Genomic DNA, 22,980 nt, shown 5'->3' with positions numbered 1-22,980 from the left:
CCCGCTCCCGCCCCCGCGTCAGCGGCGCCGGGGCGCCAGGTCGGCCACCCGGCCGTCCCCGAGCGAGCCCGCCGGGCGGAGCTGCGGCGCCCCGGCCGCGCCCGGGTGGCTGCGGCGCTGGCCCGGCAGCGGCACGTCCCGCCGCGGGCCCCGGCGCTCCGGCGGGGCGGCCTCCGGGCCCGGGCGGTCCGGTGCCTGCCCGCCGAGCGAGCTGCCGGCGACGGAGATCTGGACGCCCTGGTCGGCCAGCGCCTGGAGTTCGGTGGCGGCCCGGTCGTCGTGGGCGGGCGGCTCGTCGGTCACGAGCCGGGTGATCACGTCGGTCGGCACGGTCTGGAACATCGTGTCGGAGCCGAGCTTGGTGTGGTCGGCGAGCACCACCACCTCCCCCGCCGCCTGCACCAGCGCCCGGTCGACGCTGGCCGAGAGCATGTTGGAGGTGGACAGCCCGCGCTCGGCGGTCAGACCGCTGCCCGAGAGGAAGGCGCGCGAGACCCGCAGCCCCTGGAGCGACTGCTCGGCCCCGCTGCCGACCAGCGCGTAGTTGGACCCGCGCAGGGTCCCGCCGGTCATCACCACCTCGACGCGGTTGGCGTGCGCCAGCGCCTGGGCGACCAGGAGGGAGTTGGTGACGACGGTCAGGCCGGGGACCCGGGCGAGCCGGCGGGCCAGCTCCTGGGTGGTGGTCCCGGCGCCGACGACGATGGCCTCGCCCTCCTCGACGAAACCGGCCGCGAGATCGGCGATGGCCGTCTTCTCGGCGGTCGCGAGGTGCGACTTCTGCGGGAAGCCGGACTCCCGGGTGAAGCCTCCGGGCAGGACCGCACCGCCGTGCCGGCGGTCCAGCAGCCCTTCGGCCTCCAGCGCCCGCACATCGCGCCGTACGGTCACTTCGGAGGTCTGGACGACGCGGGCGAGCTCACGGAGCGAGACGGCTCCGTTGGCCCGCACCATTTCTAGGATCAATTGGCGACGTTCTGCAGCGAACACGAAACTGACAGTAACGCCAACGACCGTCTGTTTTCAGCACGTTGCACCAATTAACGGAAGTTGTTCACCCGGCATCGCATCACGTGGTATGCGGCATGCACATGCCTCACTCCCCGTTACGGAGTGTGGCCAAACCCGCGCGGGACCTGGCCAGTTGCGCTCTTCCGCGGCCCGCCGCGGACCCCTGGGGCGAGTTGTCCGGACCCGGGCGTGCAGGACCGTTTCACCCCAAGTGCCCACGGTGGGCACAAATATTCCAAGGGCCCGCTTACGGCCCCGGGGTCACTCCCCGGCCGCCTTGCGGGTGTGCAGCTGGCGGGCGACCTCGGCGACCGAGCCGGACAGCGACGGGTAGACGGTGAAGGCGCTGGCGATCTGCTCGACCGTGAGGTTGTTGTCCACCGCGAGCGAGATCGGGTGGATCAGCTCGCTGGCCCGCGGCGAGACGACCACACCGCCGACGACGATGCCCGTACCGGGGCGGCAGAAGAGCTTCACGAAGCCGTCGCGGATGCCCTGCATCTTGGCGCGCGGGTTGCGCAGCAGCGGGAGCTTGACCGCCCGGGCGTCGATCACGCCGTTGTCGACGTCGGCCTGGGAGTAGCCGACGGTGGCGATCTCGGGGTCGGTGAAGACGTTGGCGGAGACGGTCTTGAGGTTGAGCGGGGTGACCGCGTCGCCCAGGAAGTGGTACATCGCGATCCGGCCCTGCATGGCGGCGACCGACGCCAGCGCGAAGACGCCGGTGCAGTCGCCCGCCGCGTAGACGCCGGGGGCGGTCGTCCGGGAGACCTTGTCGGTCCAGATGTGACCGGATTCCTTCAGCTTGACGCCGGCGCCCTCCAGGCCGATCCCGGCGGTGTTCGGGATCGAGCCGACCGCCATCAGGCAGTGCGTCCCGGAGATCGTCCGGCCGTCGGCGAGGGTGACCTCGACGCGGTCGCCGACCCGCTTGGCGGACTGGGCGCGCGAGCGGGCCATGACGTTCATCCCGCGGCGGCGGAAGACGTCCTCCAGCACCGCGGCGGCGTCCGGGTCCTCACCGGGCAGCACCCGGTCGCGCGAGGAGACCAGGGTGACCCGGGAGCCGAGCGCCTGGTAGGCGCCGGCGAACTCGGCGCCGGTGACGCCGGAGCCGACGACGATGAGTTCCTCGGGCAGCTCGGTGAGGTCGTAGACCTGCGTCCAGTTCAGGATCCGCTCGCCGTCCGGCTGGGCGTCGGGGATCTCGCGCGGGTGGGCGCCGGTGGCGATCAGCACGGCGTCGGCGATCAGGCCCTCGGTGGAGCCGTCGGCGGCGGTGACCGTGACCTTGCGCGAGCCGTCCGGGGCCTGGCCGGGCTCCAGCCTGCCACGGCCGCGCATCACCCGGCCGCCGGCCCGGGTGACCGACGCGGTGATGTCGTGGGACTGGGCCAGCGCCAGCCGCTTGACCCGTCGGTTGACCTTGCCCAGATCGACCCCGACCACCCGCGCGGGGCGGTCCTTGTACGGGGTGTCGTCCTCGACGATGATGCCCAGCTCCTCGTAGGAGGAGTCGAAGGTCGTCATCACCTCGGCCGTCGCGATGAGCGTCTTCGAGGGGACGCAGTCGGTCAGCACCGACGCCCCGCCCAGACCGTCGCAGTCGACGACGGTCACCTCCGCGCCGAGCGAGGCCGCCACCAGGGCCGCTTCGTATCCGCCGGGTCCACCACCGATGATCACGATCCGAGTCACGTACTCCATTGTCCCGCACGCCCGCCGGTGGCTCTCCCCCGGGGGCGCGGGGCCCGCCGGGCGGGCGCCGGGCACGTGCTCTCGCCAGCCGGTTGTACGAACCTCCGGTACCACGAGCCCGACGGGGAACCTCCCGTACCCTCGGAAGCATGTCGCTCTACGCCGCGTACGCCGGCAACCTCGACGCGCGGCTGATGTCCCGCCGCGCTCCGCACTCCCCGCTGCGCGGCACCGGCTGGCTGAACGGCTGGCGGCTCACCTTCGGCGGCGAGCAGATGGGCTGGGAGGGTGCGCTGGCGACGGTGGTCGAGGACCCCGGCTCGCAGCTCTTCGTCGCGCTCTACGACATCGCCCCCATGGACGAGGAGTCCATGGACCGCTGGGAGGGAGTCGGCCTGGGCATATACCGCCGGATGCGGGTCCGTGCGCACACCCTGGACGGCGACGAGGCGGCGTGGATCTACGTCCTCAACGGCTACGAGGGCGGCCTGCCCTCGGCGCGCTATCTGGGCGAGATCGCCGATGCCGCGGAGTCGGCAGGCGCGCCGCACGACTACGTCATGGAGATCCGCAAGCGCCCCTGCTGACCGGGCGCCGCCCGCCCCGTCCCGGGCCCGCGCCGGAGCCCTTCGGCAGAAGCCACAAAGCCCGCCCCGAAGGCCCGTGGGCAGCGACATCTACGCGCGTAGGGGATTACCGGCTACCCTCGTCCGCGTGAACGCAACCGTTACCCCCGACATCGACCCGAAGGGCGCCGCCGACGCCGCGGCCGCCCGCCTCCGCGAGCTGACCGGCGCCGAGACCCACGACGTCGCCCTGGTCATGGGCTCGGGCTGGGCACCGGCCGCCGAGGCCCTGGGCGCCCCCGAGCACGAGTTCCCCGTCACCGAGCTGCCCGGCTTCCCGCCGCCGGCCGTCGCCGGCCACGGCGGCAAGATCCGGTCGTACAAGATCGGTGAGAAGCGGGCCCTGGTCTTCCTGGGCCGCACCCACTACTACGAGGGCCGCGGTGTCGCCGCCGTCGCGCACGGCGTCCGCACCGCCGTCGCCGCCGGCTGCAAGACCGTCGTCCTCACCAACGGCTGCGGCGGCCTGCGCGAGGGCATGCGCCCCGGCCAGCCGGTGCTGATCAGCGACCACCTGAACCTCACCGCCACCTCCCCGATCGCCGGCGCCAACTTCGTCGACCTGACGGACCTGTACTCGCCGCGGCTGCGCGCGCTGTGCAAGGAGATCGACCCGAGCCTGGAGGAGGGCGTCTACGTCCAGTTCCCCGGCCCGCACTACGAGACCCCGGCCGAGATCCGCATGATCCGCACCCTGGGCGCCGACCTGGTCGGCATGTCCACCGTGCTGGAGGCCATCGCCGCCCGTGAGGCGGGCGCCGAGGTGCTGGGCCTCTCCCTGGTCACCAACCTCGCCGCCGGTATGACGGGCGAGCCGCTGAACCACGAGGAGGTGCTCCAGGCGGGCCGCGACTCGGCGACCCGGATGGGCGCGCTGCTCGGCGAGGTCCTCGGCAAGATCTAAGGGCGGGAGTCCGGCGACAGGGCCCACCGGCCCTGGCCGGAACCGGCCGCCGTCCGGACCGGCGGACCGTCCCGGGCGGCAGGATCCCGCTGCCGGCGCGGGCCGGCGACGGATCCGGCGGGCGTGCCCGCACGCGGGCGGCCGGGCCCGCACGGCATCCCCCACAACGCACCCACAGGCAGGAGCATCACGTGGCTACCGTTCCCGCGGAGCTGATCGGCCGGGCCCAGGCGTGGCTGGCCGAGGACCCCGACCCGGAGACCCGGGACGAGCTGGCCGGGCTCATCGAGGCCGGCCGGCACGACGAGCTGGCGGCCCGGTTCGCCGGCACCCTCCAGTTCGGCACCGCCGGGCTGCGCGGTGAGCTGGGCGCCGGGCCGATGCGGATGAACCGCGCGGTGGTCATCCGGGCCGCGGCCGGGCTCGCCGCGTACCTCAAGGACACCGGCCAGGGGGACGGGCTGGTCGTCATCGGCTACGACGCCCGCTACAAGAGCGCCGACTTCGCGCGGGACACCGCGGCCGTCATGGTCGGCGCCGGCCTGCGCGCCGCGCTCCTGCCCCGCCCGCTGCCCACGCCCGTCCTGGCGTTCGCCATCCGCCACCTGGGCGCGGTGGCCGGCGTCGAGGTGACCGCCAGCCACAACCCGCCGCGGGACAACGGCTACAAGGTCTACCTGGGCGACGGCTCGCAGATCGTGCCGCCCGCGGACGCCGGCATCGCCGAGCGGATCGCCGCGGTCCGCGCGCTGGCCGACGTGCCCCGCCCCGAGTCCGGCTGGGACGTGCTGGACGACGCCGTCCTGACCGCCTACCTGGAGCGCACCGACGCGGTGCTCACCCCCGGCTCCCCCCGGGACCTCTCGGTGGTCTACACGCCGATGCACGGCGTCGGCCGGGACACCCTGACCGCCGCCTTCGCCCGGGCCGGCTTCCCGGCCCCCGCGGTCGTCGCCGAGCAGGCCGACCCGGACCCGGCGTTCCCCACCGTCGCCTTCCCCAACCCGGAGGAACCGGGCGCGATGGACCTGGCGTTCGCCACCGCCCGCGCGGCCGGTCCGGGCAGCGTCGACCTCGTCATCGCCAACGACCCGGACGCGGACCGCTGCGCCGTCGCCGTCCCCGCGCCCGGCACGCCCGAGGGCTGGCGGATGCTGCGCGGCGACGAGGTCGGCGCGCTGCTCGCCGCGCACCTGGTCCGCAAGGGCGCCGCCGGCACGTTCGCCACCACGATCGTGTCCTCGCAGCTGCTGTCCCGCATCGCCGCCGGTGCGAACCTCCCGTACACCGAGACCCTGACCGGCTTCAAGTGGCTGGCCCGGGTGGACGGCCTGCGCTACGCCTACGAGGAGGCGCTCGGCTACTGCGTCGACCCCGAGGGCGTCCGCGACAAGGACGGCATCACCGCCGCCCTGCTGATCGCCGAGCTGGCCGCCGAGCTGAAGCGGGACGGCCGCGGCCTGGCCGACCTCCTCGACGAACTGGCCGTGGAGTTCGGCCTGCACGCCACCGACCAGCTCTCGGTGCGGGTGGAGGACCTGTCACTGATCGCCGGCGCGATGGCCCGGCTGCGCGCCCAGCCCCCGGCGGCCCTGGCGGGCCTGGCCGTGACCCGCGCCGACGACCTCAACGAGGGCAGCGCCGCCCTCCCGCCGACCGACGGCCTGCGCTACTACCTGGCGGGCTCCGCGGCGGACGGCATCGACGCGGCCCGCGTCGTGGTCCGCCCCAGCGGCACCGAGCCCAAGCTCAAGTGCTACCTGGAGGTCGTGGTCCCGGTCGCCGACGCCACCGCCCTCCCGTCCGCCCGCGAGAAGGCGACGGCGGCACTGTCCGCGATCAAGCGCGATCTGTCGGCGGCCGCCGGGATCTGACGACGCGTCATACCGAGAGCGGAGAGGGCCGGGCTCGCGGGAGCCCGGCCCTCTCCGCTTCCCCTCGCACCCATCCGGCGCCCCCGCGGGCGAACCCGCCCCGTCAACTCACCGCTTTCGCAATGGCGTCGAAGATGTCGGAGTCCGTCTCCCGCTGCCACTGCGGCAGTTCCGCCCAGTCGGCCACGTAACCCGGCTTCGGGTCCGTGAAGTGCTTGAACATCTGAGCCGTCCAGCAGGTCGCCACGAACCGCCCCTTCTGCTCCCGGCTGAGCCGTGTGGCGTGGCCCCCGCTGACGCCGAGGAAATGACGCACCTGTTCGTACACCGCGCCCGCCGCCTCCCGCTCCCAGGCCGGCGTGTCCTCCCAGGGCGCCACATAACCGGGCTTCGGCTCACCGGGATAATGCGCGCGCACCCCGGCAATCCACGCCTCACGGAAAAGCCGTGCGCCCTCGGGGTCCGTCATGTGTACCTCTCTCCTCTTCTCCGCTACACGCTCAGTGCGTACTCACTGTCTCCCAGGAGGGGCCCGGCCATCGGTGTTTTCGAGCAACGGCGGCTTGTTCCGTTCGCCCTGGAAGTGTCAGTGGCGCGCCCTACCATCGGGATACAGCCACTGAGCCCGAGCCGACCCACCGAGGTGATCGTGAGCAACTGGGCAGACCTGACGACAGGCAAGCGCATCAAGCATCTGCGGGGCTCCGATCTGACGCAGCAGGGGCTCGCCGAGGCCGCGGGCGTCTCACTCGCCCTGGTGCAGAAGGCGGAGCAGGACCGGGGTGAGCTGTCCGTCGGCTCCCTGCTGAAACTCGCCAACGCCCTCAAGACCGACGTAGCGGTGATCCTGGGGCAGCAGGCGCCGCGGCGGGGGATGAACCGCGACGACCGTGCCGCGCTGCACCAGTTGTCCGAAGCGGTGCACGACAGCGCACTCGGGGAATGGGACGGCGTCGGCGATCCCAGCACGCTCGGCGAGCTGGCCGAAGCACGCGACCTCGCCTGGGCCGCCTACTGGGCCAGCGACAGCGCCAGGGTGAGCAGTCTGGCATCGAAGATCCTCATGGAGGGGCAGGTCCGTTACAGCAGCGCCACGGGGGCTGAGCGGGAACAGCTCGCGCTGGTCCTGGCGAGCACGTATCGGGTCGCCGCTTCCTGCGCGAACGGCTTCGGGAGGCGCGACCTGGCGCTGAGCGCACTCACCTCCGCCAAGCTTCTGGCCAGGGAAGCCGGTGACCCCGTGGTGTCGGCGCTGCTGGAGTCCACGCTGTCGTGGATCTACCTGCGCAGCGCCAAGACGCCCCGGGCGGTCGCGGTGGCCGAGCGGGCCGCGCTGGCGATCGAGCCATCGTTCAGCAAGCCCTCCCGCCCCGAACTCCTCGCCTATGGCCGCCTCATGATCTCGGCGGCCGTCGCCGCGTCGCGGCGGGAGGACGAGCACGCGGCGGACGACTACCTGTCGCAGGCGCTCGCCGCCGCGGCGCGGCTGGGCCGCGACGAGAAGCTCTACGGCACCCACTTCGGCCCAACGGCCGCGAAGACCGAGGCGGTTGGCATCCAGGTCGCATTGAAGAACTACGGGCGCGCCCTCAAGCTGGCCGACGAGCCCGAGATGAAGAAGCTCCCCCGGACCATGTCGAAGGTCGCGCGCAACAGGTACAAGCTCGATGTCGCCCTCGCGCAGTGCGCGGCCGGCCTCTACGACCGGTCCGCCGACACCCTGATCGAGGTGGCCCTCGACGCCCCGCAGTGGGTCAGGCACCAGGCGCTCCCCGGTGTCATCGGAAAGCGCCTGGCCAAGGTGTCCGTGGCGCGAGTGCGCAACATCAGCGAACTCATCGGGGTGCCGCTGATCGCGTAAGTCCTACGCGGCGTACGACGGCTGATCCCGCGCCCTCGCTGCACCCTACGCCTCATCTCTTCACCCTCCGTGAGGGACCGGACACGATGGACGCATGGTCAATACTGAGCGCGGGCCGCGGCAGCGGCCCCCGGTGGCCCGCCGGTCCGAGGGCGACGCACGGCGGCGGCAGGCTCTCGCTGACGCGGCGGCGGGCGTCGGCCCGGTGGAGGCCGCCACCCTTCCCGGGAGCACGCGGTTCGGACGTTTCCGCTGCGTGATCTACCTCTGCCGCCTCCCCGGCGTACCGCTCGACCGCTTACGTACGGAGTGCGCCGAGTACGCCGACGCGTTCTGCTGGGAGATCGCGGCCGTGATCGTGGACGACGCGGGGCCGCTGCCGCCGGAGGACCGGGCCGGGTTCCGGCAGGCGGTCGAGCTCGTCAGCTCCGGCGCGGCCGGGGCGATGGTCACGGCACAGCGTGCGATGGTCTCGACCACGACGGAGGAGTACGAGCGGGTCGCCCGCGAGATCGAGCAGGCCGGCGGCTTCCTGCACGTCATGCGGACGGCGCCGCAGCAGGAGTCGACGACATGACCCGCGCCCTCGCCGACGACCGTCCTGCGGACCCCGTGAACCCCATGGACACCGCCCGCCTCCTCCCCTGGGCCGGCCCCGAGGGCAAGCCGTGCTACCTCCTCGGCGGCACCGGCACCGGCTACGTCTCGCGCCTGGCCGACCGGGTGGAGGCCGAACAGATGGACGCGGCCGCCGCACTCATCGAGGAAGCCTGCCGCATCCTCACCGACCGCACCTGGACACCCGGCGAACTCCACCTGCTCGCCGTCGAGTTGAACACCCACCTGATCAACGTCCACCGCGTCTCGGCGAGCCGGGGCGCACGCCTGCTCCTGGCGGCAGGCGCGTCCGAGGAGGACGACGACCCGGCGGACGAGGAGGACGAGGACCTCCCGTCCGCACAGAACTCCCCCGACCGGCGAAACCGCGAGCAGCGGCAGCGCGCTGCCCCAACGGGCCCACGGGCCCGGCTCGCGGCGCCGGTCCGTCCTGCGGGGAGCGTCCCGGGCGCTCCCCTGAAGGGTGCCGCGCGGGTCCCGCCCGCACGGTGAGGGAGAGCGGTCCCGCCCTCCCCCGTACGGCGGAGGGCGGGACCGTCAGAACGACCACGGCAGGGCGTGCCGGCGCGTGCGCGTCCGCACGACGACACACACGAGGACAGGAGATCAGCAATGGCATGGGGAACCGGCAAGGGCGGCAGCGGTGGCGACGGGAAGCACGCCGGGGGCAAGGACCCGGGGACGGCCAAGCCGTCGTCCGACACCAAGGACCCGAGCCCGGGTCCGAACCACGGCAAGGGGAAGTAGGAGCCGGCGGATGACCGTGGCCACCGGAGCCGCCGAGCGAGCCGCCGCGAGCGGCCTGCTCGGCCGGCTGAACGAGACGCTGCCGCAGCCCCTGGCGCCAGAGTGGGCGGCGGCCTGCGAGGGCGTGCCCCGCCACCTGTTCCTTCCCGACCTGGTGTGGCTGGGCGACGACCTCGTTCCGTGCGACCGCCGAAAGGACCCGGAGGGCTGGCTGCGCGCGGCCTACACCGACGCCCCCGTCGTGACCCAGCTCAATGACGGCGCCGACCCCGGGGACGGTGAACGCTGGCCGTCCTGCTCCGCCTCCGCCCCCGGCATCGTCTTCGCGATGCTGGACCTGCTCGGCGTACGCGACGGGCACCGCGTCCTGGAGATCGGGACGGGGACCGGCTGGAACGCCGGCCTGCTGGCCCACCGGCTGGGTCCCGACCTGGTGACCACGGTCGAGGTGGACCCGGCGCTGGCCGAGCGCGCGACGGCGAACCTGCGGGCGGCCGGGCTGGCTCCCCGCGTCGTCACCGGAGACGCGGCCGAACCGGACGCGCTGGACGTGTGCCACGACCTCGACCGCCTGCTGGCGACCTGTTCCGTCCGCAGCGTGCCGCCCGGCTGGGTGGCCCGTGTGAAGCCCGGCGGTGTGCTGCTCCTCCCCTGGGAGACACCATGGCTCTGCTACGGGCTGGTGCGGCTCGTCGCGGCATCCGACGGGAGCGCCGCCGGCCGCTTCCATCCCCGGTCCGCGTTCATGCTCCTGCGCGGCCAGCGCACCGACCTGCGGATCTTCCGTGACGTGGTGCGGGACGACCACGTGCCCGACGAGAGATCCACCGCCCTGCCTCCCTGGTCTGTCGCCGGGGACGACTGGGCGGCGCAGTTCGCCCTCGGACTCCAGCTCCCCGATGTGTGGTGGACCTGGCACGAGGGCCCCGGCGTCGACGGGGTGTCCGCACGCCTCTGGCTGGCCACCACCGACGCCACGTCCTGGGCCGCCGTCGACTGGGACGGGGAGACGGCCGAACGCTTCACGGTCTGGGAGCACGGGGACCGCCGCCTCTGGCGCGAGGTCGAGGCGGCGTACCGCTGGTGGCGGAGCCAGAGCCGTCCCGGCCCGGAGCGGTTCGGTCTGACCGTAGAGCCCGATGGCCGGCATGCGCTGTGGTTGCAGACCCCTGACCGGCCGCTTCCGCAATGGGGACACGGATGAGAAATTCCGAGAACCCTGAGGAGGCACCTCACAGGTCGTCGCATCTGTCCCCCGCCATTCGGCCGACCCGGTGGGGTGACGGTGCGATGAACCCCATGGACACCGCCCGCCTCCTCCCCTGGACCGGCCCCGACGGGAAGCCGTGCTACCTCCTGGGCGGCACCGGCACCGGCACCGGCTACGTCTCGCGCCTCGCCGACCGGACCTGTACACCCGGTGAACTCCACCTGCTGGCGGTCGAGTTGAACACACTCCTGATCAACATCCACCGCGTCTCGGCGAGCCGGGGCGCGCGTCTGCTCCTGCTGGACAGCACGGCCGGGGCGGACGACGACCCGGCGGGCGAGGGGACGAGGAAGTCCCGCCCGGGCAGGTCTCCGCGTTACCTGCTCAACTGACGGCCCGTCTCGCCATACACGCCGAGGGCCGGACCCGCAGGAGCCCGGCCCTCGGCGATTCACGGCTGGTATTCGTACCCGATCGTGAAACGGGGCGGCAGGCACCACTCGCCGTACTCGATGACGCCGTCGGCGTCGGACCAGCGGTGCGCACCCGCGAGGATCGGGGAGCCCACGGGGAGGCCCAGAGCACTTGCCTCGCGCGCGTCGGCGGACCGGGCGTGCATGTCGTCCCTGGCGTGCGTGATGGTGCGCCCCGTGGCCTCCAGTACCCGCGCGGACAGGCCGTGGTTGCGCCCCGGCGCGATGTTCAGCAGGTCCGGGACGAGGGCGGCGAACGGTGCCGGGTACCACGTCACCGCGAAGACCGTACGGGTCTTGCCCCGTCCCGCCAGCCACTCCCGGCGCACCACCTGGTCACCCGTGTCCAGATCGAAGATCTCGGCGACGTACAGGGGTGGTGTCACCAGCTCGGCCGCCGTCACCCGGCTCGTCTCGCCGTCCGCGAGGAACGATTTGACGCGCTGGACCCGGGCGAGCCGGTCACGCGCCGACAGCGTCCACACCGGATCGTCGGCGACGTACGTACCCCGGGGGGTGGTGCGGATGTACCCCTCGACCTGGAGTGCCTGGAGAGCACGGGACACCGTGGCGGCGGCCACCTGCCACTGTCCCGAGATCTCCCGGTTCGTGGGCAGTTTCGCCCCCGGCTCCAGATCGCCCGACAGGATCCGCTCCCGGAAGTGATCGGAGATCTTCGTGAATGTTTTCGTACCAGCCATCTCCCGCGCCCCTCATGCCAGTTGGGAAACGATGACGCTCAGCACACTAGAGCACTCGAATCCGTAGCGCGAGTGCTTCGGCCACTCCGATACTGAACTAGTTCACTCGGCCGGGGCAGCGCACCCGGCGAGCCACGTACCGCCCGCCCCCGCGCGACCGTACGAGCGATCCGGGGCCGGCCCTCCATGAACAGGGAGATGACGACATGCCCCATGCCGCCGCGCGAGGCCATGCCACGAACCCCATGGACACCGCCCGCCTCCTCCCCTGGACCGGCCCCGACGGCAAGCCGTGCTACCTCCTCGGCGGCACCGGCACCGGCTACGTCTCGCGCCTGGCCGACCGGGTGGAGGCCGAGCAGATGGACGCGGCCGCCGCACTCATCGAGGAAGCCTGCCGCATCCTCACCGACCGGACCTGGACACCCGGCGAACTCCACCTGCTCGCCGTGGAGTTGAACACCCACCTGATCAACGTCCACCGCGTCTCGGCGAGCCGGGGCGACCGGCTGCGGCGGTGGGAGGGCGATCCGGAGGAAGACGGTGACGAGATCGGCGGTGACGGTGACGAGGACAGGGGTGGGGACGGGCCGGTGCCCGGACAGGACTCCCCCGGCCGGCCATGCCAGGAGCAGGGGCGGCGCGCGTCCCCTGAGGGCCCACGGGCCCGGCTCGTGGCGCCGGTCCGCCCTGCGGGAAGCGTCCCGGGCGCTTCCCTGAAGGGTGCCGCGCAGGGGCCGCCCGCGCGGTGAGGGAACGCGGCCCGCCCTCTCCCGATGGCCGGAGAGGGCGGGCCGTTCGCATCCCGGGCGGGGCCCGGGGTCAGAGGAGGAGGGTCACCGCCAGGCCCACCGCGCCCACCGCGGCCGGGGCCAGGATGGCGTAGGACCAGCGGACTTCCGGGTCGCCCTGGGCGGTGTCGCGGTGGGCGGCGCGGTCCTTGAGGTCGCGGAGTTCGGCCAGGGTCTGGTCGGCCATCGCCTTGGGGACCGGGCCGGTGTCCGCGTTGAGGCCGAAGCGGGGGCGGCCCGCGGCGCCCCGGGCCGCCTGGCGGGTCGCCTTCTTGCGCTGGCGGAGGGAGACCGGGACGGCCCAGAGCTGGTACTTGGTGCCGTCGTGGGTGAACACCTCGGCGGAGAAGGCCGCGCGCAGGTCCTCGACGGCGGACCAGGGCAGGACGATCGTCCGGAACGGGTTGCGCACCAGGAGCCGGTCGTCGTTCGCCCGGACCTGCGGGCGCAGCGAGAAGGCGGTGATCAGCGGGACCGCGAGGAGCAGTGCGAAGACCGCGGTGAGCTTGGTGGCGGGGGTGCCGCGCAGCACCGCGTCGATGCCGAGCCAGAGGCCGAGCAGGATGAGGAGGGCGCCGCCGGCCAGGGCCGCCGGTGAGCGGTAGCTGCGATCCGCGTACTGCTGTGCGGGCGAGGTGGACCGTTCCGGGCTCGTCATGCCGCCGATTCTGCCTGACCGTCCGCATGCCGGACATTGCGTTACGGCATCGATGCGGGACCGTGGCGCAGCGGACCCGGCGGTCCGCTTTTCCGGACATTCACCCCGTTCCCGCCCGACCTCCCGCCCGTTGTGGGCAAGAGCGTCCGGATCCGGGGGGTGACAGGACGCTACGCGCGTAGATATGCTCCCCTCGTGACCATGCCCACCACTGTTCCCGCATACGGCAAAGAGGCCGCGGGGCGCCTGGCTGCGATGGCGGACGTGACCGCCTCGGACGGGGCGCTGCGCCGCTTCCTGCACGGACTCCCCGGCGTCGACGCGGTAGGGCTACAGGCCCGCGCCGCCACGCTCGGCACCCGCTCGATCAAGACCTCGGCCAAGGCGTACGCCATCGACCTGGCCATCTCGATGATCGACCTGACGACGCTCGAAGGCGCGGACACCCCCGGCAAGGTCCGGGCGCTGTGCGCCAAGGGTGTCCACCCCGACCCCACCGACCGCACCACCCCCAAGGTCGCCGCGATCTGCGTCTACCCGGACATGGTCGCCACCGCCAAGGAGGCGCTGGCCGGTTCCGGGATCCACGTCGCCTCGGTCGCCACCGCCTTCCCGGCGGGCCGGGCGGCGCTGCCGGTCAAGCTGGCCGACACCCGGGACGCGGTGGCCGCCGGCGCCGACGAGATCGACATGGTGATCGACCGGGGCGCCTTCCTCTCCGGCCGCTACCTGGCGGTCTTCGAGGAGATCAAGGCCGTGAAGGAGGCGTGCGCCCGCCCGGACGGCAGCGCCGCCCACCTGAAGGTGATCTTCGAGACCGGTGAGCTGGAGACGTACGACAACGTGCGCCGGGTGTCCTGGCTGGCGATGCTGGCCGGCGCCGACTTCATCAAGACCTCGACCGGCAAGGTGGCGGTGAACGCCACGCCCCCGGTGACGCTGCTGATGCTGGAGGCGGTCCGGGACTTCCGCGCGGCCACCGGCGTCCAGGTCGGCGTCAAACCGGCCGGCGGCATCCGGACGACCAAGGACGCGATCAAGTACCTGGTGATGGTGAACGAGACGCTGGGCGAGGAGTGGCTGACCGCCGACTGGTTCCGGTTCGGCGCGTCCAGCCTCCTCAACGACCTGCTGATGCAGCGCCAGAAGCTCAGCACCGGCCGCTACTCCGGCCCCGACTACGTCACGGTGGACTGACCATGACCTTTGACTACGCACCGGCGCCCGAGTCGCGCTCCGTCGTGGACCTGGCGCCCTCCTACGGGCTGTTCATCGACGGCGAGTTCACCGAGGGCGCGGGCGGCGGCCTCCGCAAGACCGTCTCGCCCGCCACCGAGGAGGTGCTCGCCGAGTACACCCAGGGCACCGCGGACGACGTGGACCGCGCCGTCGGGGCCGCCCGGAAGGCGTTCGAGAAGTGGTCGGCGCTGCCCGGTGCCGAGCGCGCCAAGTACCTCTTCCGGATCGCCCGGATCATCCAGGAGCGCTCGCGCGAGCTGGCCGTCCTGGAGACGCTGGACAACGGCAAGCCGATCCGCGAGTCGCGGGACGCCGACCTGCCGCTGGTGGCCGCGCACTTCTTCTACCACGCGGGCTGGGCGGACAAGCTCGGCCACGCGGGCTTCGGGCCGGACCCGAAGCCGCTGGGCGTGGCCGGCCAGATCATCCCCTGGAACTTCCCGCTGCTGATGCTGGCGTGGAAGGTCGCGCCGGCGCTGGCCTGCGGCAACACGGTCGTGCTCAAGCCGGCCGAGACCACCCCGCTCTCCGCGCTGTTCTTCGCGGACATCTGCCGCCAGGCGGGGCTGCCCAAGGGCGTCGTCAACATCGTCACCGGTGACGGCAGCACCGGCGCGGCGCTGGCCGGGCACCCGGGCATCGACAAGGTGGCCTTCACCGGCTCCACCGAGGTGGGCAAGGCGATCGCCCGCACGGTCGCCGGTACGGACAAGAAGCTGACCCTCGAACTGGGCGGCAAGGCGGCCAACATCGTCTTCGACGACGCGCCGCTCGACCAGGCCGTCGAGGGCATCGTCAACGGCATCTTCTTCAACCAGGGGCACGTGTGCTGCGCGGGCTCCCGGCTGCTGGTCCAGGAGTCCGTCCAGGACGAGCTGCTGGACGCGCTCAAGCGCCGGATGGCGACCCTGCGGGTGGGTGATCCGCTGGACAAGAACACCGACATCGGCGCGATCAACTCCGCGGAGCAGCTGGCCCGGATCACCGAGCTGGCCGACGCGGGCGAGGCCGAGGGCGCCGAGCGCTGGTCCCCGGCGTGCGAACTGCCCGGTTCCGGTTACTGGTTCGCGCCGACCCTGTTCACCGGCGTCACCCAGGCCCACCGGGTCGCCCGCGAGGAGATCTTCGGCCCGGTGCTGTCCGTGCTGACCTTCCGCACGCCGCAGGAGGCGGTGGCCAAGGCCAACAACACGCCGTACGGCCTGTCGGCGGGCATCTGGACGGAGAAGAGCTCCCGGATGCTGTGGATGGCGAGCAAGCTGCGGGCCGGGGTCATCTGGTCCAACACGTTCAACAAGTTCGACCCGGCCTCGCCGTTCGGCGGCTACAAGGAGTCGGGCTTCGGCCGCGAGGGCGGCCGGCACGGTCTGGAGGCGTACCTCGATGTCTGATCGCTTGAGCGTTCTCAAGACCTACAAGCTGTACGTCGGGGGGAAGTTCCCCCGGTCCGAGAGCGGGCGGGTGTACGAGGTGACGGACACGGAGGGCGGCTGGCTGGCCAACGCGCCGCTGGCCTCGCGCAAGGACGCCCGGGACGCGGTGGTCGCCGCCCGCAAGGCGTTCGGCGGCTGGTCGGGCGCCACGGCGTACAACCGCGGGCAGATCCTCTACCGCGTCGCGGAGATGCTCCAGGGCCGCCGCGAGCAGTTCGCCGCGGAGGTCGCGGCGGCCGAGGGCGTGTCCCCGGCCGCGGCGGCGGCGCAGGTGGACGCGGCGGTGGACCGCTGGGTCTGGTACGCGGGCTGGTCCGACAAGGTCGCCCAGATCGCCGGTTCGGCGAACCCGGTCGCGGGCCCGTACTTCAACCTCTCGTCCCCGGAGCCGACGGGCGTGGTGGCGGTGCTGGCCCCGCAGGAGTCGTCGTTCCTGGGCCTGGTGTCGGTGCTCGCCCCGGTGATCGTCACCGGTAACACCGCGGTGGTCGTGGCCGCCGAGCGGGCCCCGCTGCCCGCGCTGTCGCTGGCCGAGGTGCTGGCCACCTCCGACCTGCCGGGCGGGGTGGTCAACCTCCTCTCCGGCCGGACCGCGGAGCTGGCCGCCCCGCTCGCCGCCCACCAGGACGTCAACGCGCTGGACCTGACCGGCGCCGGCGCCGAACTGGCAACGGAGCTGGAGACCGCGGCGGCCGACAACCTCAAGCGGGTGCTGCGCCCGCGGGCCGCCGACTGGACCGCGGACCCCGGTACCGAGCGGCTGCTGGCCTTCCTGGAGACCAAGACGGTGTGGCACCCGATGGGTGTCTGAGCCGGGCGCGTTGCGGACGTACGACCGCCCCGGGTGCCGCGGCACCCGGGGCGGTGGTGCGTCCGCCCGGACACCCCCTAGCCCGGCAGGATCCGGGTCGCGGACCCGACCAGCGGGAGGGTGCGCAGCGCGCCGCCCTTGGCCACCGGGTCGGTCAGCAGCGCGGTGCTCACCGGCTTGAAGTCGGCGATCTGGGTGCCGACGGCGTTGGCCAGCGGGTCGACGCTGGTGTTGGCCAGCGGGTCGAGTTTGAGGTCCTTGACCGGGGCGAGGGCGCCGCCGGCGGAGTCCGTCACCGCGTGGGTCAGCGCGTGCGCCACCGCGCCGGTGTCCTTCGCGGAGGTCTGCGTTCCGGTGCCGGAGGCGGGGGCGGCCGCGTTCGCCGCCGCCGCACCGCCCGTCAGCGCGGCGCCGGCCGCGGAGACCACCAGCCCGGCGCGGAGCAGACCGCGCGGGACGCGGCGGGGCTTGGGACGTGCGTGGGAGGGCATCTGTGCCACCTGCCTGTGGATCGGGAGCCGTGGTACGCCACCGGTCACGCGGGCGAGCGCACGGCCGCCCGCGTAATCGGATGACTGCGTAGCGTAGTTGAGCGGTGGCGGGGGTTCCACCTCGCGCGCCAGGGGTACCCCCCACGGCGCAATGCCCGACAATGAGTACCCGTGACCTCCCCCTCAACCGCCCGGCCGCCGGCCCGCGTCGTCCTGCTGACCGGGCCCTCCGGCTCCGGGAAGACGTCCCTGGCCGCCCTGACCGGCCTGCCCGTCCTCAACCTGGACGACTTCTACAAGGAGGGCACCGACCCCTCCCTGCCCCAACTTCCGGACGGCGGCGGCGCCGACTGGGACTCCCCGCTCTCCTGGGACGCGGGGGCCGCGCTCGCGGCCATCGAGGAGCTGTGCCGCACCGGACGGACCGCGGTACCGGTGTACGACATCGCGGCCAGCGCGCGGACCGGTGCGGCGGCGCTGGCGCTCGACGGGGCGCGGCTGTTCATCGCGGAGGGCATCTTCGCCGCCGACATCGTCGCGCGCTGCCGGGCGGCGGGCGTGCTGGCCGACGCGCTGTGCCTGCGCGGGCGGCCGGCCACGACGTTCCGCCGCCGGCTGCTGCGGGATCTGCGCGAGGGCCGGAAGCCTGCGGGGTATCTGCTGCGCCGGGGCCTGCGGCTGCTGCGCGGCGAGCGGACGCTCGTGGCCCGGCACACCGCGCTCGGCGCGCACCCGTGCGCCAAGCCGGAGGCGCTGGCCCGGATAGCGGCGGCCCGCGCGGACGATCCGGTGGCGGCCGTGCGGACCTGACGGGCCCTGGGGGCCTGACGGGCCCTGGGGTGCGCCCCTGGGCGCGGCGCCGGGCCGGGTGCCGTGGCGCGTGCCGCGGGCCGGGCCGGGGCATACGGAAGAACGCAAGAGCGGGTTCGGGCAGACCCCCCGGCCGCCCGAACCCGCTCGTTTCCCCCGTGTTCCCCCGTTGCCGCCGGGTCGCCCCGGCTTCCCCCGTGCCCCCCTCGGGCTCTCCCCCCGGATCCCCCTCGGGCCGTTCCCCCGTTACCCCCCGTCCTCAGGCGACCAGCGCGCCGAAGGACTCCTCCTCGTCACGGCCGAAGCTGAGGACCTCGTCCTCGCGCAGCCGGCGCAGCGAGCGCCAGATGCTGGACTTCACCGTGCCGACACTGATGTTGAGGATGTCCGCGATCTCCGGGTCCGTGCGGCCCTCGTAGTAGCGCAGCACCAGCATGGTGCGCTGCGCCTCGGGCAGCCGGGCCAGCGCCTGCCACAGGACGGCGCGCAGCTCGGTGCCGCGCATGGCGTCCGCGTCGGCGGCGGTCTCGGGCAGTTCCTCGGTCGGGTACTCGTTGAGCCTGCGCCGGCGCCAGGCGCTGATGTGCAGGTTCGTCATGGTGCGGCGCAGGTAGCCGCCGAGCGCGGCCTTGTCGCTGATCCGGTCCCAGGCCCGGTAGGTCGAGAACAGCGCGCTCTGGAGCAGGTCCTCGGCCTCGTAGCGGTCGCCGGTCAGGTGGTAGGCGGTGGCGTACAGGGAGGCGCGGCGCTCCTGGACGTAGGCGGTGAAGGCCGCTTCGGCCTCCGCCGCCTCCGCCGCGGTGCGCTTCTCCCCCGTCTCCCCGTACGCGGCCGCCCCGCCGGTCCCCCCGTTGGCGCTCTCCTGGCCCCCGTTCCCCCCGTCGGGCCCCTTGGGCGCCACCGTTGCGTCAATGGCCACCATGTACGGCGGCCGCTGACGTCCGGTGCCACGACCGCACCCCCGCCCGGTCATGGTGGCACCGGACTTCTCGCGCCCGAGGTCGTGGAGGCGCGTGACGACTGCGCCGGTATTCGTGCCGTGCAGTGTGTTCATCGCGCTGCCCCCCGTCGGTCGAGCCAGTTCGTTCGGTGTTTCGCTGCCGGTTTCCCGTCCTGGCGGAGTTGATCTCTCCCGGCTGCCCAAAAGACTGCCAACCCAGTTTCATCGCGGTGTCCCCCGTCTGTCACAGGCGTGTCACAGGGCCGGTCACGGTGCGGCGTGGCGCCGGACAGCGGGCCGGACGGCACCGGTGCGGGCGCCGGTCGATCTCCCGGCGTCCCATGCGCCAGAATGGCGAGCGTGCCTTTCCTGTTGCTGATCGAGGACGACGACGCCATCCGCACGGCCCTCGAACTCTCGCTCTCCCGCCAGGGTCACCGTGTGATGACCGCGGCGACGGGCGAGGACGGTCTGAAGCTGCTGCGCGAGCAGCGGCCGGACCTGATCGTGCTGGATGTGATGCTGCCGGGCATCGACGGTTTCGAGGTGTGCCGGCGCATCCGGCGTACGGACCAGCTGCCCATCATCCTGCTCACCGCGCGCAGCGATGACATCGACGTGGTGGTGGGGCTGGAGTCCGGCGCCGACGACTATGTCGTCAAGCCGGTGCAGGGCCGGGTGCTGGACGCCCGGATCCGGGCGGTGCTGCGGCGCGGCGAGCGGGAGTCCAGCGATTCGGCGACGTTCGGCTCGCTGGTGATCGACCGGTCGGCGATGACCGTCACCAAGAACGGCCAGGATCTGCAACTGACCCCGACCGAGCTGCGGTTGCTGCTGGAGCTGAGCCGGCGGCCGGGTCAGGCGCTGTCCCGGCAGCAGCTGCTGCGGCTGGTGTGGGAGCACGACTACCTCGGCGACTCGCGCCTGGTGGACGCCTGTGTGCAGCGGCTGCGCGCGAAGGTGGAGGACGTGCCCTCCTCCCCGACACTGATCCGTACCGTCCGCGGGGTCGGCTACCGGCTGGACGCGCCGCAGTGACGGCCGGTGCCACGCGCGGCGCCGGAGCCGGGGAGGGCGAGCGGCGGGGCGGGGCGGGACGGCGGCTGCGCCGGGCCGCGGGGCTGCTGCGGCTGACGAGTCTGCGGATGCGGCTGGTCGTGGTGTTCGCGCTGGTGGCGCTGACCGCGGCGGTCTCGGCGTCCGGGATCGCGTACTGGCTCAACCGCAACACCGTGCTGGACCGCACCCAGAACGCCGCGCTGAAGGACTTCCGCAAGTCGCTGGAGGACAGCACCCGCACGCTGCCGCTGCGCCCGCGCTGCTCCGAACTCCAGGACGCCGCCCGGCAGATGGCGGCCGGGCCGCAGAACTACACGGTGCTGCTGATCGGCACGGACCGCGAGGGCAAGGAGTGCGCGGCCACCACCGACAAGGACCTGCTGACGCTGGCCGACGTCCCGCAGTCGCTGCGCAGCGCCGTCGACGAGGTCCGGCCGGTCGACGAGAACAACCGCTCCGCGCACCACCTGTACTGGCAGCGCAAGGAGGTCGGGGGCGTCCCCTACCTCATCGCCGGGGCGCAGGTGATCGGCGGCGGGCCGACCGGCTACATGATGAAGTCGCTGGCCACCGAGCGGCAGGACCTCACCTCGCTGGGCTGGTCGCTGGGGATCGCCACCGCGCTGGCGCTGGTCGGCTCGGCGCTGCTGGCGCAGGCCGCCGCGACGACCGTGCTGCGGCCCGTCCAGCGGCTGGGCGACGCGGCGCGGCAGCTGGGCGAGGGGCGGCTGGACACCCGGCTGCGGGTGACCGGCACGGACGAGCTGGCCGACCTGTCGCGGACCTTCAACCGCACCGCGGAGCGGCTCCAGCAGCGGGTCGAGGAGCTGAGCGGGCGGGAGGCGGCGTCCCGGCGGTTCGTCGCGGACATGTCGCACGAGCTGCGGACGCCGCTGACCGCGATCACCGCGGTCACCGAGGTGCTGGAGGAGGAGGCGGACTCCCTCGACCCGATGATCGCGCCGGCCGTGCAGCTGGTGGTCAGCGAGACCCGGCGGCTGAACGACCTGGTGGAGAACCTCATGGAGGTCACCCGCTTCGACGCCGGCACCGCCCGGCTGGTGCTGGACGACGTCGACGTCGCCGACCAGGTGACCGCCTGCATCGACGCGCGGGCCTGGCTGGACGCGGTGGAGCTGGACGCCGACCGCGGCACCGTGGCCCGGCTGGACCCGCGCCGGCTCGACGTGATCCTGGCGAACCTCATCGGCAACGCCCTCAAGCACGGCGGCTCCCCGGTCCGGGTCTCGGTCCGCACCGAACCGGCCGAGGCGCCGCCGGCGGCGGACGGCACCGCGCAGGGGGAGCGCCCGGAGCCCCCGGAGCGGGCCGAGCGCCCCGAGGGCGCGGACGGCGCGGAGGCGGCGGCCGCCGGGGCGCCGGAGCCGGCGGACGGCCCGGACGGCCCCGACGGCCCGGACGGCCCCGGGGGCGGGCAGCTGGTGATCCGGGTGCGGGACCACGGTCCGGGCATCCCGGAGGAGGTGCTGCCGCACGTCTTCGACCGTTTCTACAAGGCGAGCGCGTCCCGGCCGCGCTCCGAGGGCAGCGGCCTGGGCCTGTCGATCGCGCAGGAGAACGCCCACATCCACGGCGGCCGGATCAGCGCGGCCAACCACCCCGAGGGCGGCGCGGTGTTCACCCTGCGGCTGCCCCGGGACGCCTCCCGGCTGGCCGGCGACGAGGAGCCGGCGGCGGGCCGGGCGCGGCCCGCGGGCCCCGGCGAGGGCGCGGAGGGCCGGCGGTGACCCCGCGCACCGGTCCGTTGCGCACGGCGCGGCGGGCGGCGCGGCGCGGCGCCGTGCTGGCGGCGCTGGGGCTGGCCGCCGCGGCCTGCGGGATCCGCGGGACGTCGGTGCCGGTCGACGCGGGCGGCGCGCCGTCGCGGGTGACCTGCCACGTCCCCGCCTCCGACGCGTCCCCGGGCGCGGCGGACGGGCCGCGGGTGCCGGTCTATCTGGTGTGCGGGTCGGCGCTGGTCGCGGTGGAGCGGGCGGAGGCGGGGCCGCAGGGCGGACCGCAGGCCGCGTTCCGGCTGCGGGCGGCCCGGTCCCTGCTGGCGGAGCTGGAGCGCCCGCCGTCGGCCGACGAGACCCGCGCGGGGTTCAGCACCGCGGTGCCCCGGTCGCTGCGGGTGGACGGACCGCGCACCGGGGACGCGCCGGAGGCGCTGCGGCTGTCCGTCCAGCCGGACGACCTGCCGTCGTTCGCGCTGGCGCAGCTGGTGTGCACCTACGGGCGGTCCACCGCGCTGGGCCGCACCGGGGCGGCGCTGCTGGGCGGCCCGGACGGCGCGGCGGCGCACCGCTACGACTGCTCCCCGGACGTGCTGGCCAACCCCGACATCGCCCAGCACGCGGGGTGGGGCGACCCGGGGTCGGCGGAGAGCTGAGCGGTTCCGGCCAAGACGGGCGCAAGGGGGCGGAACCGCGGCCCCCGCTACCGGCGTCCTGGCCTGTGTGCAGCGTCATGGCCCCCGCACCACCGTCGCCCCCCGTTTGCGCGCCACCGGGTTTCTCCTCCTCGTGGTGCATCTGCTGATCGTCGGCTGGCTGATGCTGCGTCCCCGTACGGTGCCGTGGGTGCCGGCGGCGAACCTCCAGCCGCTGGCGTCGATCGACGCGGAGCTGGCGCGCGGCGGCTGGGCCGCGGTGTGGCACCTGGGCGGTCCGCTGCTGCTGCTGGCGCCCCTGGGGGTGCTGCTGCCGCTGGCAGGCGGGCGCCTGAACGTTTCCCCCCTCGGGTCGGTGGCCCGCACGGTCTTCGGCGGGGCGATGATCTCGCTGGCCATCGAGCTGGTGCAGACCGCGGTGCCGGGCCAAGTGCCGGACGTCGACGCGGTGCTGCTGAACACGCTGGGGGTGGCGCTGGCGCACCTGGCGGTCGTCCCCGCGGCCCGGTCCCGGCTCCGCCGCCGGAACGACCGTCTCGGGGGTGCGACCCCGAGAATCCCCAGGGTCGGCCTGGCACCGCAGGCTGACGTCTTCCCGGTCGGCCGGACCTACTTTTGAGGGGTCGGGGCAGA

The 22,980-nt window shown here is 73.7% G+C and carries 25 protein-coding genes; 18 read left to right on the top strand and 7 right to left on the bottom strand.

Annotation, left to right across the window (positions count from 1 at the left end; genetic code table 11):
- Positions 1–18 precede the first annotated feature (18 nt).
- Positions 19–990 (bottom strand): DeoR/GlpR family DNA-binding transcription regulator, encoded by a 972-nt coding sequence (locus tag MUU72_RS08165; protein ID WP_308403794.1) that lies wholly within the window; start codon positions 988–990, stop codon positions 19–21.
- Between the two features lie 282 nt (positions 991–1,272).
- A complete protein-coding gene (locus tag MUU72_RS08160) occupies positions 1,273–2,718 on the bottom strand; it encodes an NAD(P)H-quinone dehydrogenase (RefSeq protein ID WP_248012453.1) in 1,446 nt (481 codons plus the stop codon).
- A 140-nt stretch (positions 2,719–2,858) separates the two neighbouring features.
- Between MUU72_RS08160 and MUU72_RS08155 the strand changes: the two genes are divergently transcribed.
- The 3 genes from MUU72_RS08155 (at position 2,859) to MUU72_RS08145 (ending at position 6,113) form a co-directional block, all read left to right on the top strand.
- On the top strand, positions 2,859–3,296 hold the full coding sequence (locus tag MUU72_RS08155) for a gamma-glutamylcyclotransferase family protein (protein ID WP_018541767.1): 438 nt from the start codon (positions 2,859–2,861) through the stop codon (positions 3,294–3,296).
- A gap of 127 nt (positions 3,297–3,423) precedes the next feature.
- Complete coding sequence (locus tag MUU72_RS08150) at positions 3,424–4,239, top strand: purine-nucleoside phosphorylase (protein WP_248012452.1); 816 nt, start codon at positions 3,424–3,426, stop codon at positions 4,237–4,239.
- A 191-nt stretch (positions 4,240–4,430) separates the two neighbouring features.
- Positions 4,431–6,113 carry a phospho-sugar mutase gene (locus MUU72_RS08145; RefSeq protein WP_248012451.1) on the top strand — a complete coding sequence of 561 codons (1,683 nt, stop codon included), beginning with the start codon at positions 4,431–4,433 and terminating at the stop codon, positions 6,111–6,113.
- Between the two features lie 103 nt (positions 6,114–6,216).
- Here MUU72_RS08145 and MUU72_RS08140 read toward each other — a convergent pair whose 3' ends face one another.
- Positions 6,217–6,582 (bottom strand): hypothetical protein, encoded by a 366-nt coding sequence (locus MUU72_RS08140; RefSeq protein ID WP_248012450.1) that lies wholly within the window; start codon positions 6,580–6,582, stop codon positions 6,217–6,219.
- A gap of 180 nt (positions 6,583–6,762) precedes the next feature.
- Here MUU72_RS08140 and MUU72_RS08135 point away from each other — a divergent pair, with 180 nt between their 5' ends.
- The 6 genes from MUU72_RS08135 (at position 6,763) to MUU72_RS08115 (ending at position 10,941) form a co-directional block, all read left to right on the top strand.
- Positions 6,763–7,974 (top strand): helix-turn-helix domain-containing protein, encoded by a 1,212-nt coding sequence (locus tag MUU72_RS08135; protein ID WP_248012449.1) that lies wholly within the window; start codon positions 6,763–6,765, stop codon positions 7,972–7,974.
- A gap of 94 nt (positions 7,975–8,068) precedes the next feature.
- Entirely contained in the window at positions 8,069–8,551 is a 483-nt protein-coding gene (locus tag MUU72_RS08130) for a hypothetical protein (protein ID WP_248012448.1), read from the top strand.
- Positions 8,548–9,084, top strand: coding sequence for a hypothetical protein (locus MUU72_RS35585; RefSeq protein WP_308403793.1), 537 nt, complete (start codon positions 8,548–8,550; stop codon positions 9,082–9,084). Before MUU72_RS08130 ends, MUU72_RS35585 begins: the two co-directional genes overlap by 4 nt.
- A gap of 120 nt (positions 9,085–9,204) precedes the next feature.
- A complete protein-coding gene (locus MUU72_RS35230; RefSeq protein WP_282503788.1) occupies positions 9,205–9,339 on the top strand; it encodes a hypothetical protein in 135 nt (44 codons plus the stop codon).
- A gap of 10 nt (positions 9,340–9,349) precedes the next feature.
- Positions 9,350–10,543 (top strand): methyltransferase domain-containing protein, encoded by a 1,194-nt coding sequence (locus MUU72_RS08120; RefSeq protein ID WP_248012447.1) that lies wholly within the window; start codon positions 9,350–9,352, stop codon positions 10,541–10,543.
- Positions 10,544–10,629: 86 nt separating this feature from the next.
- A complete protein-coding gene (locus tag MUU72_RS08115; protein ID WP_248012446.1) occupies positions 10,630–10,941 on the top strand; it encodes a hypothetical protein in 312 nt (103 codons plus the stop codon).
- Positions 10,942–11,000: 59 nt separating this feature from the next.
- Here MUU72_RS08115 and MUU72_RS08110 read toward each other — a convergent pair whose 3' ends face one another.
- Positions 11,001–11,723, bottom strand: a complete 723-nt coding sequence (locus tag MUU72_RS08110) for a GntR family transcriptional regulator (protein ID WP_248012445.1) — start codon at positions 11,721–11,723, stop codon at positions 11,001–11,003.
- Between the two features lie 206 nt (positions 11,724–11,929).
- On the opposite strand from MUU72_RS08110, the gene MUU72_RS08105 reads away from it, so the two are divergent.
- Positions 11,930–12,475 carry a hypothetical protein gene (locus MUU72_RS08105; protein WP_248012444.1) on the top strand — a complete coding sequence of 182 codons (546 nt, stop codon included), beginning with the start codon at positions 11,930–11,932 and terminating at the stop codon, positions 12,473–12,475.
- A 70-nt stretch (positions 12,476–12,545) separates the two neighbouring features.
- On the opposite strand, the gene MUU72_RS08100 is transcribed toward MUU72_RS08105, so the two are convergent.
- Positions 12,546–13,172, bottom strand: a complete 627-nt coding sequence (locus MUU72_RS08100; protein WP_248012443.1) for a PH domain-containing protein — start codon at positions 13,170–13,172, stop codon at positions 12,546–12,548.
- A 201-nt stretch (positions 13,173–13,373) separates the two neighbouring features.
- On the opposite strand from MUU72_RS08100, the gene deoC reads away from it, so the two are divergent.
- The 3 genes from deoC to MUU72_RS08085 are packed head-to-tail and all read left to right on the top strand — an operon-like array spanning position 13,374 to position 16,655.
- Positions 13,374–14,369 carry a deoxyribose-phosphate aldolase gene (deoC, locus tag MUU72_RS08095; protein WP_248012482.1) on the top strand — a complete coding sequence of 332 codons (996 nt, stop codon included), beginning with the start codon at positions 13,374–13,376 and terminating at the stop codon, positions 14,367–14,369.
- Between the two features lie 2 nt (positions 14,370–14,371).
- Positions 14,372–15,802: an aldehyde dehydrogenase family protein gene (locus MUU72_RS08090; protein ID WP_248012442.1), complete on the top strand. Its 1,431-nt coding sequence runs from the start codon at positions 14,372–14,374 to the stop codon at positions 15,800–15,802.
- Entirely contained in the window at positions 15,795–16,655 is an 861-nt protein-coding gene (locus MUU72_RS08085; protein ID WP_248012441.1) for an aldehyde dehydrogenase family protein, read from the top strand. The genes MUU72_RS08090 and MUU72_RS08085 overlap by 8 nt, the downstream gene beginning before the upstream one ends.
- Positions 16,656–16,732: 77 nt before the next feature.
- Here MUU72_RS08085 and MUU72_RS08080 read toward each other — a convergent pair whose 3' ends face one another.
- Entirely contained in the window at positions 16,733–17,146 is a 414-nt protein-coding gene (locus MUU72_RS08080; protein ID WP_248012440.1) for a hypothetical protein, read from the bottom strand.
- Positions 17,147–17,317: 171 nt separating this feature from the next.
- Between MUU72_RS08080 and MUU72_RS08075 the strand changes: the two genes are divergently transcribed.
- Positions 17,318–17,956, top strand: a complete 639-nt coding sequence (locus MUU72_RS08075; RefSeq protein WP_248012439.1) for an ATP-binding protein — start codon at positions 17,318–17,320, stop codon at positions 17,954–17,956.
- 259 nt (positions 17,957–18,215) lie between these two features.
- Here MUU72_RS08075 and MUU72_RS08070 read toward each other — a convergent pair whose 3' ends face one another.
- Positions 18,216–19,010: a SigE family RNA polymerase sigma factor gene (locus tag MUU72_RS08070; protein ID WP_248012438.1), complete on the bottom strand. Its 795-nt coding sequence runs from the start codon at positions 19,008–19,010 to the stop codon at positions 18,216–18,218.
- A 246-nt stretch (positions 19,011–19,256) separates the two neighbouring features.
- Between MUU72_RS08070 and afsQ1 the strand changes: the two genes are divergently transcribed.
- From afsQ1 to MUU72_RS08050, 4 genes are all read left to right on the top strand, one after another.
- Positions 19,257–19,934, top strand: coding sequence for a two-component system response regulator AfsQ1 (gene afsQ1, locus MUU72_RS08065; RefSeq protein ID WP_016571665.1), 678 nt, complete (start codon positions 19,257–19,259; stop codon positions 19,932–19,934).
- Complete coding sequence (locus MUU72_RS08060; protein WP_372503026.1) at positions 19,931–21,703, top strand: ATP-binding protein; 1,773 nt, start codon at positions 19,931–19,933, stop codon at positions 21,701–21,703. The genes afsQ1 and MUU72_RS08060 overlap by 4 nt, the downstream gene beginning before the upstream one ends.
- Complete coding sequence (locus MUU72_RS08055) at positions 21,700–22,347, top strand: hypothetical protein (protein WP_248012437.1); 648 nt, start codon at positions 21,700–21,702, stop codon at positions 22,345–22,347. Before MUU72_RS08060 ends, MUU72_RS08055 begins: the two co-directional genes overlap by 4 nt.
- A gap of 106 nt (positions 22,348–22,453) precedes the next feature.
- Entirely contained in the window at positions 22,454–22,966 is a 513-nt protein-coding gene (locus tag MUU72_RS08050) for a VanZ family protein (protein WP_282503787.1), read from the top strand.
- Positions 22,967–22,980 lie beyond the last annotated feature (14 nt).

The organism is Streptomyces rhizoryzae, assembly GCF_023155275.1.
Classification (GTDB): domain Bacteria; phylum Actinomycetota; class Actinomycetes; order Streptomycetales; family Streptomycetaceae; genus Streptomyces; species Streptomyces rhizoryzae.
Note: the sequence above shows the minus strand (reverse complement) of the source record. Positions and strands in the feature narration are given on the sequence as shown.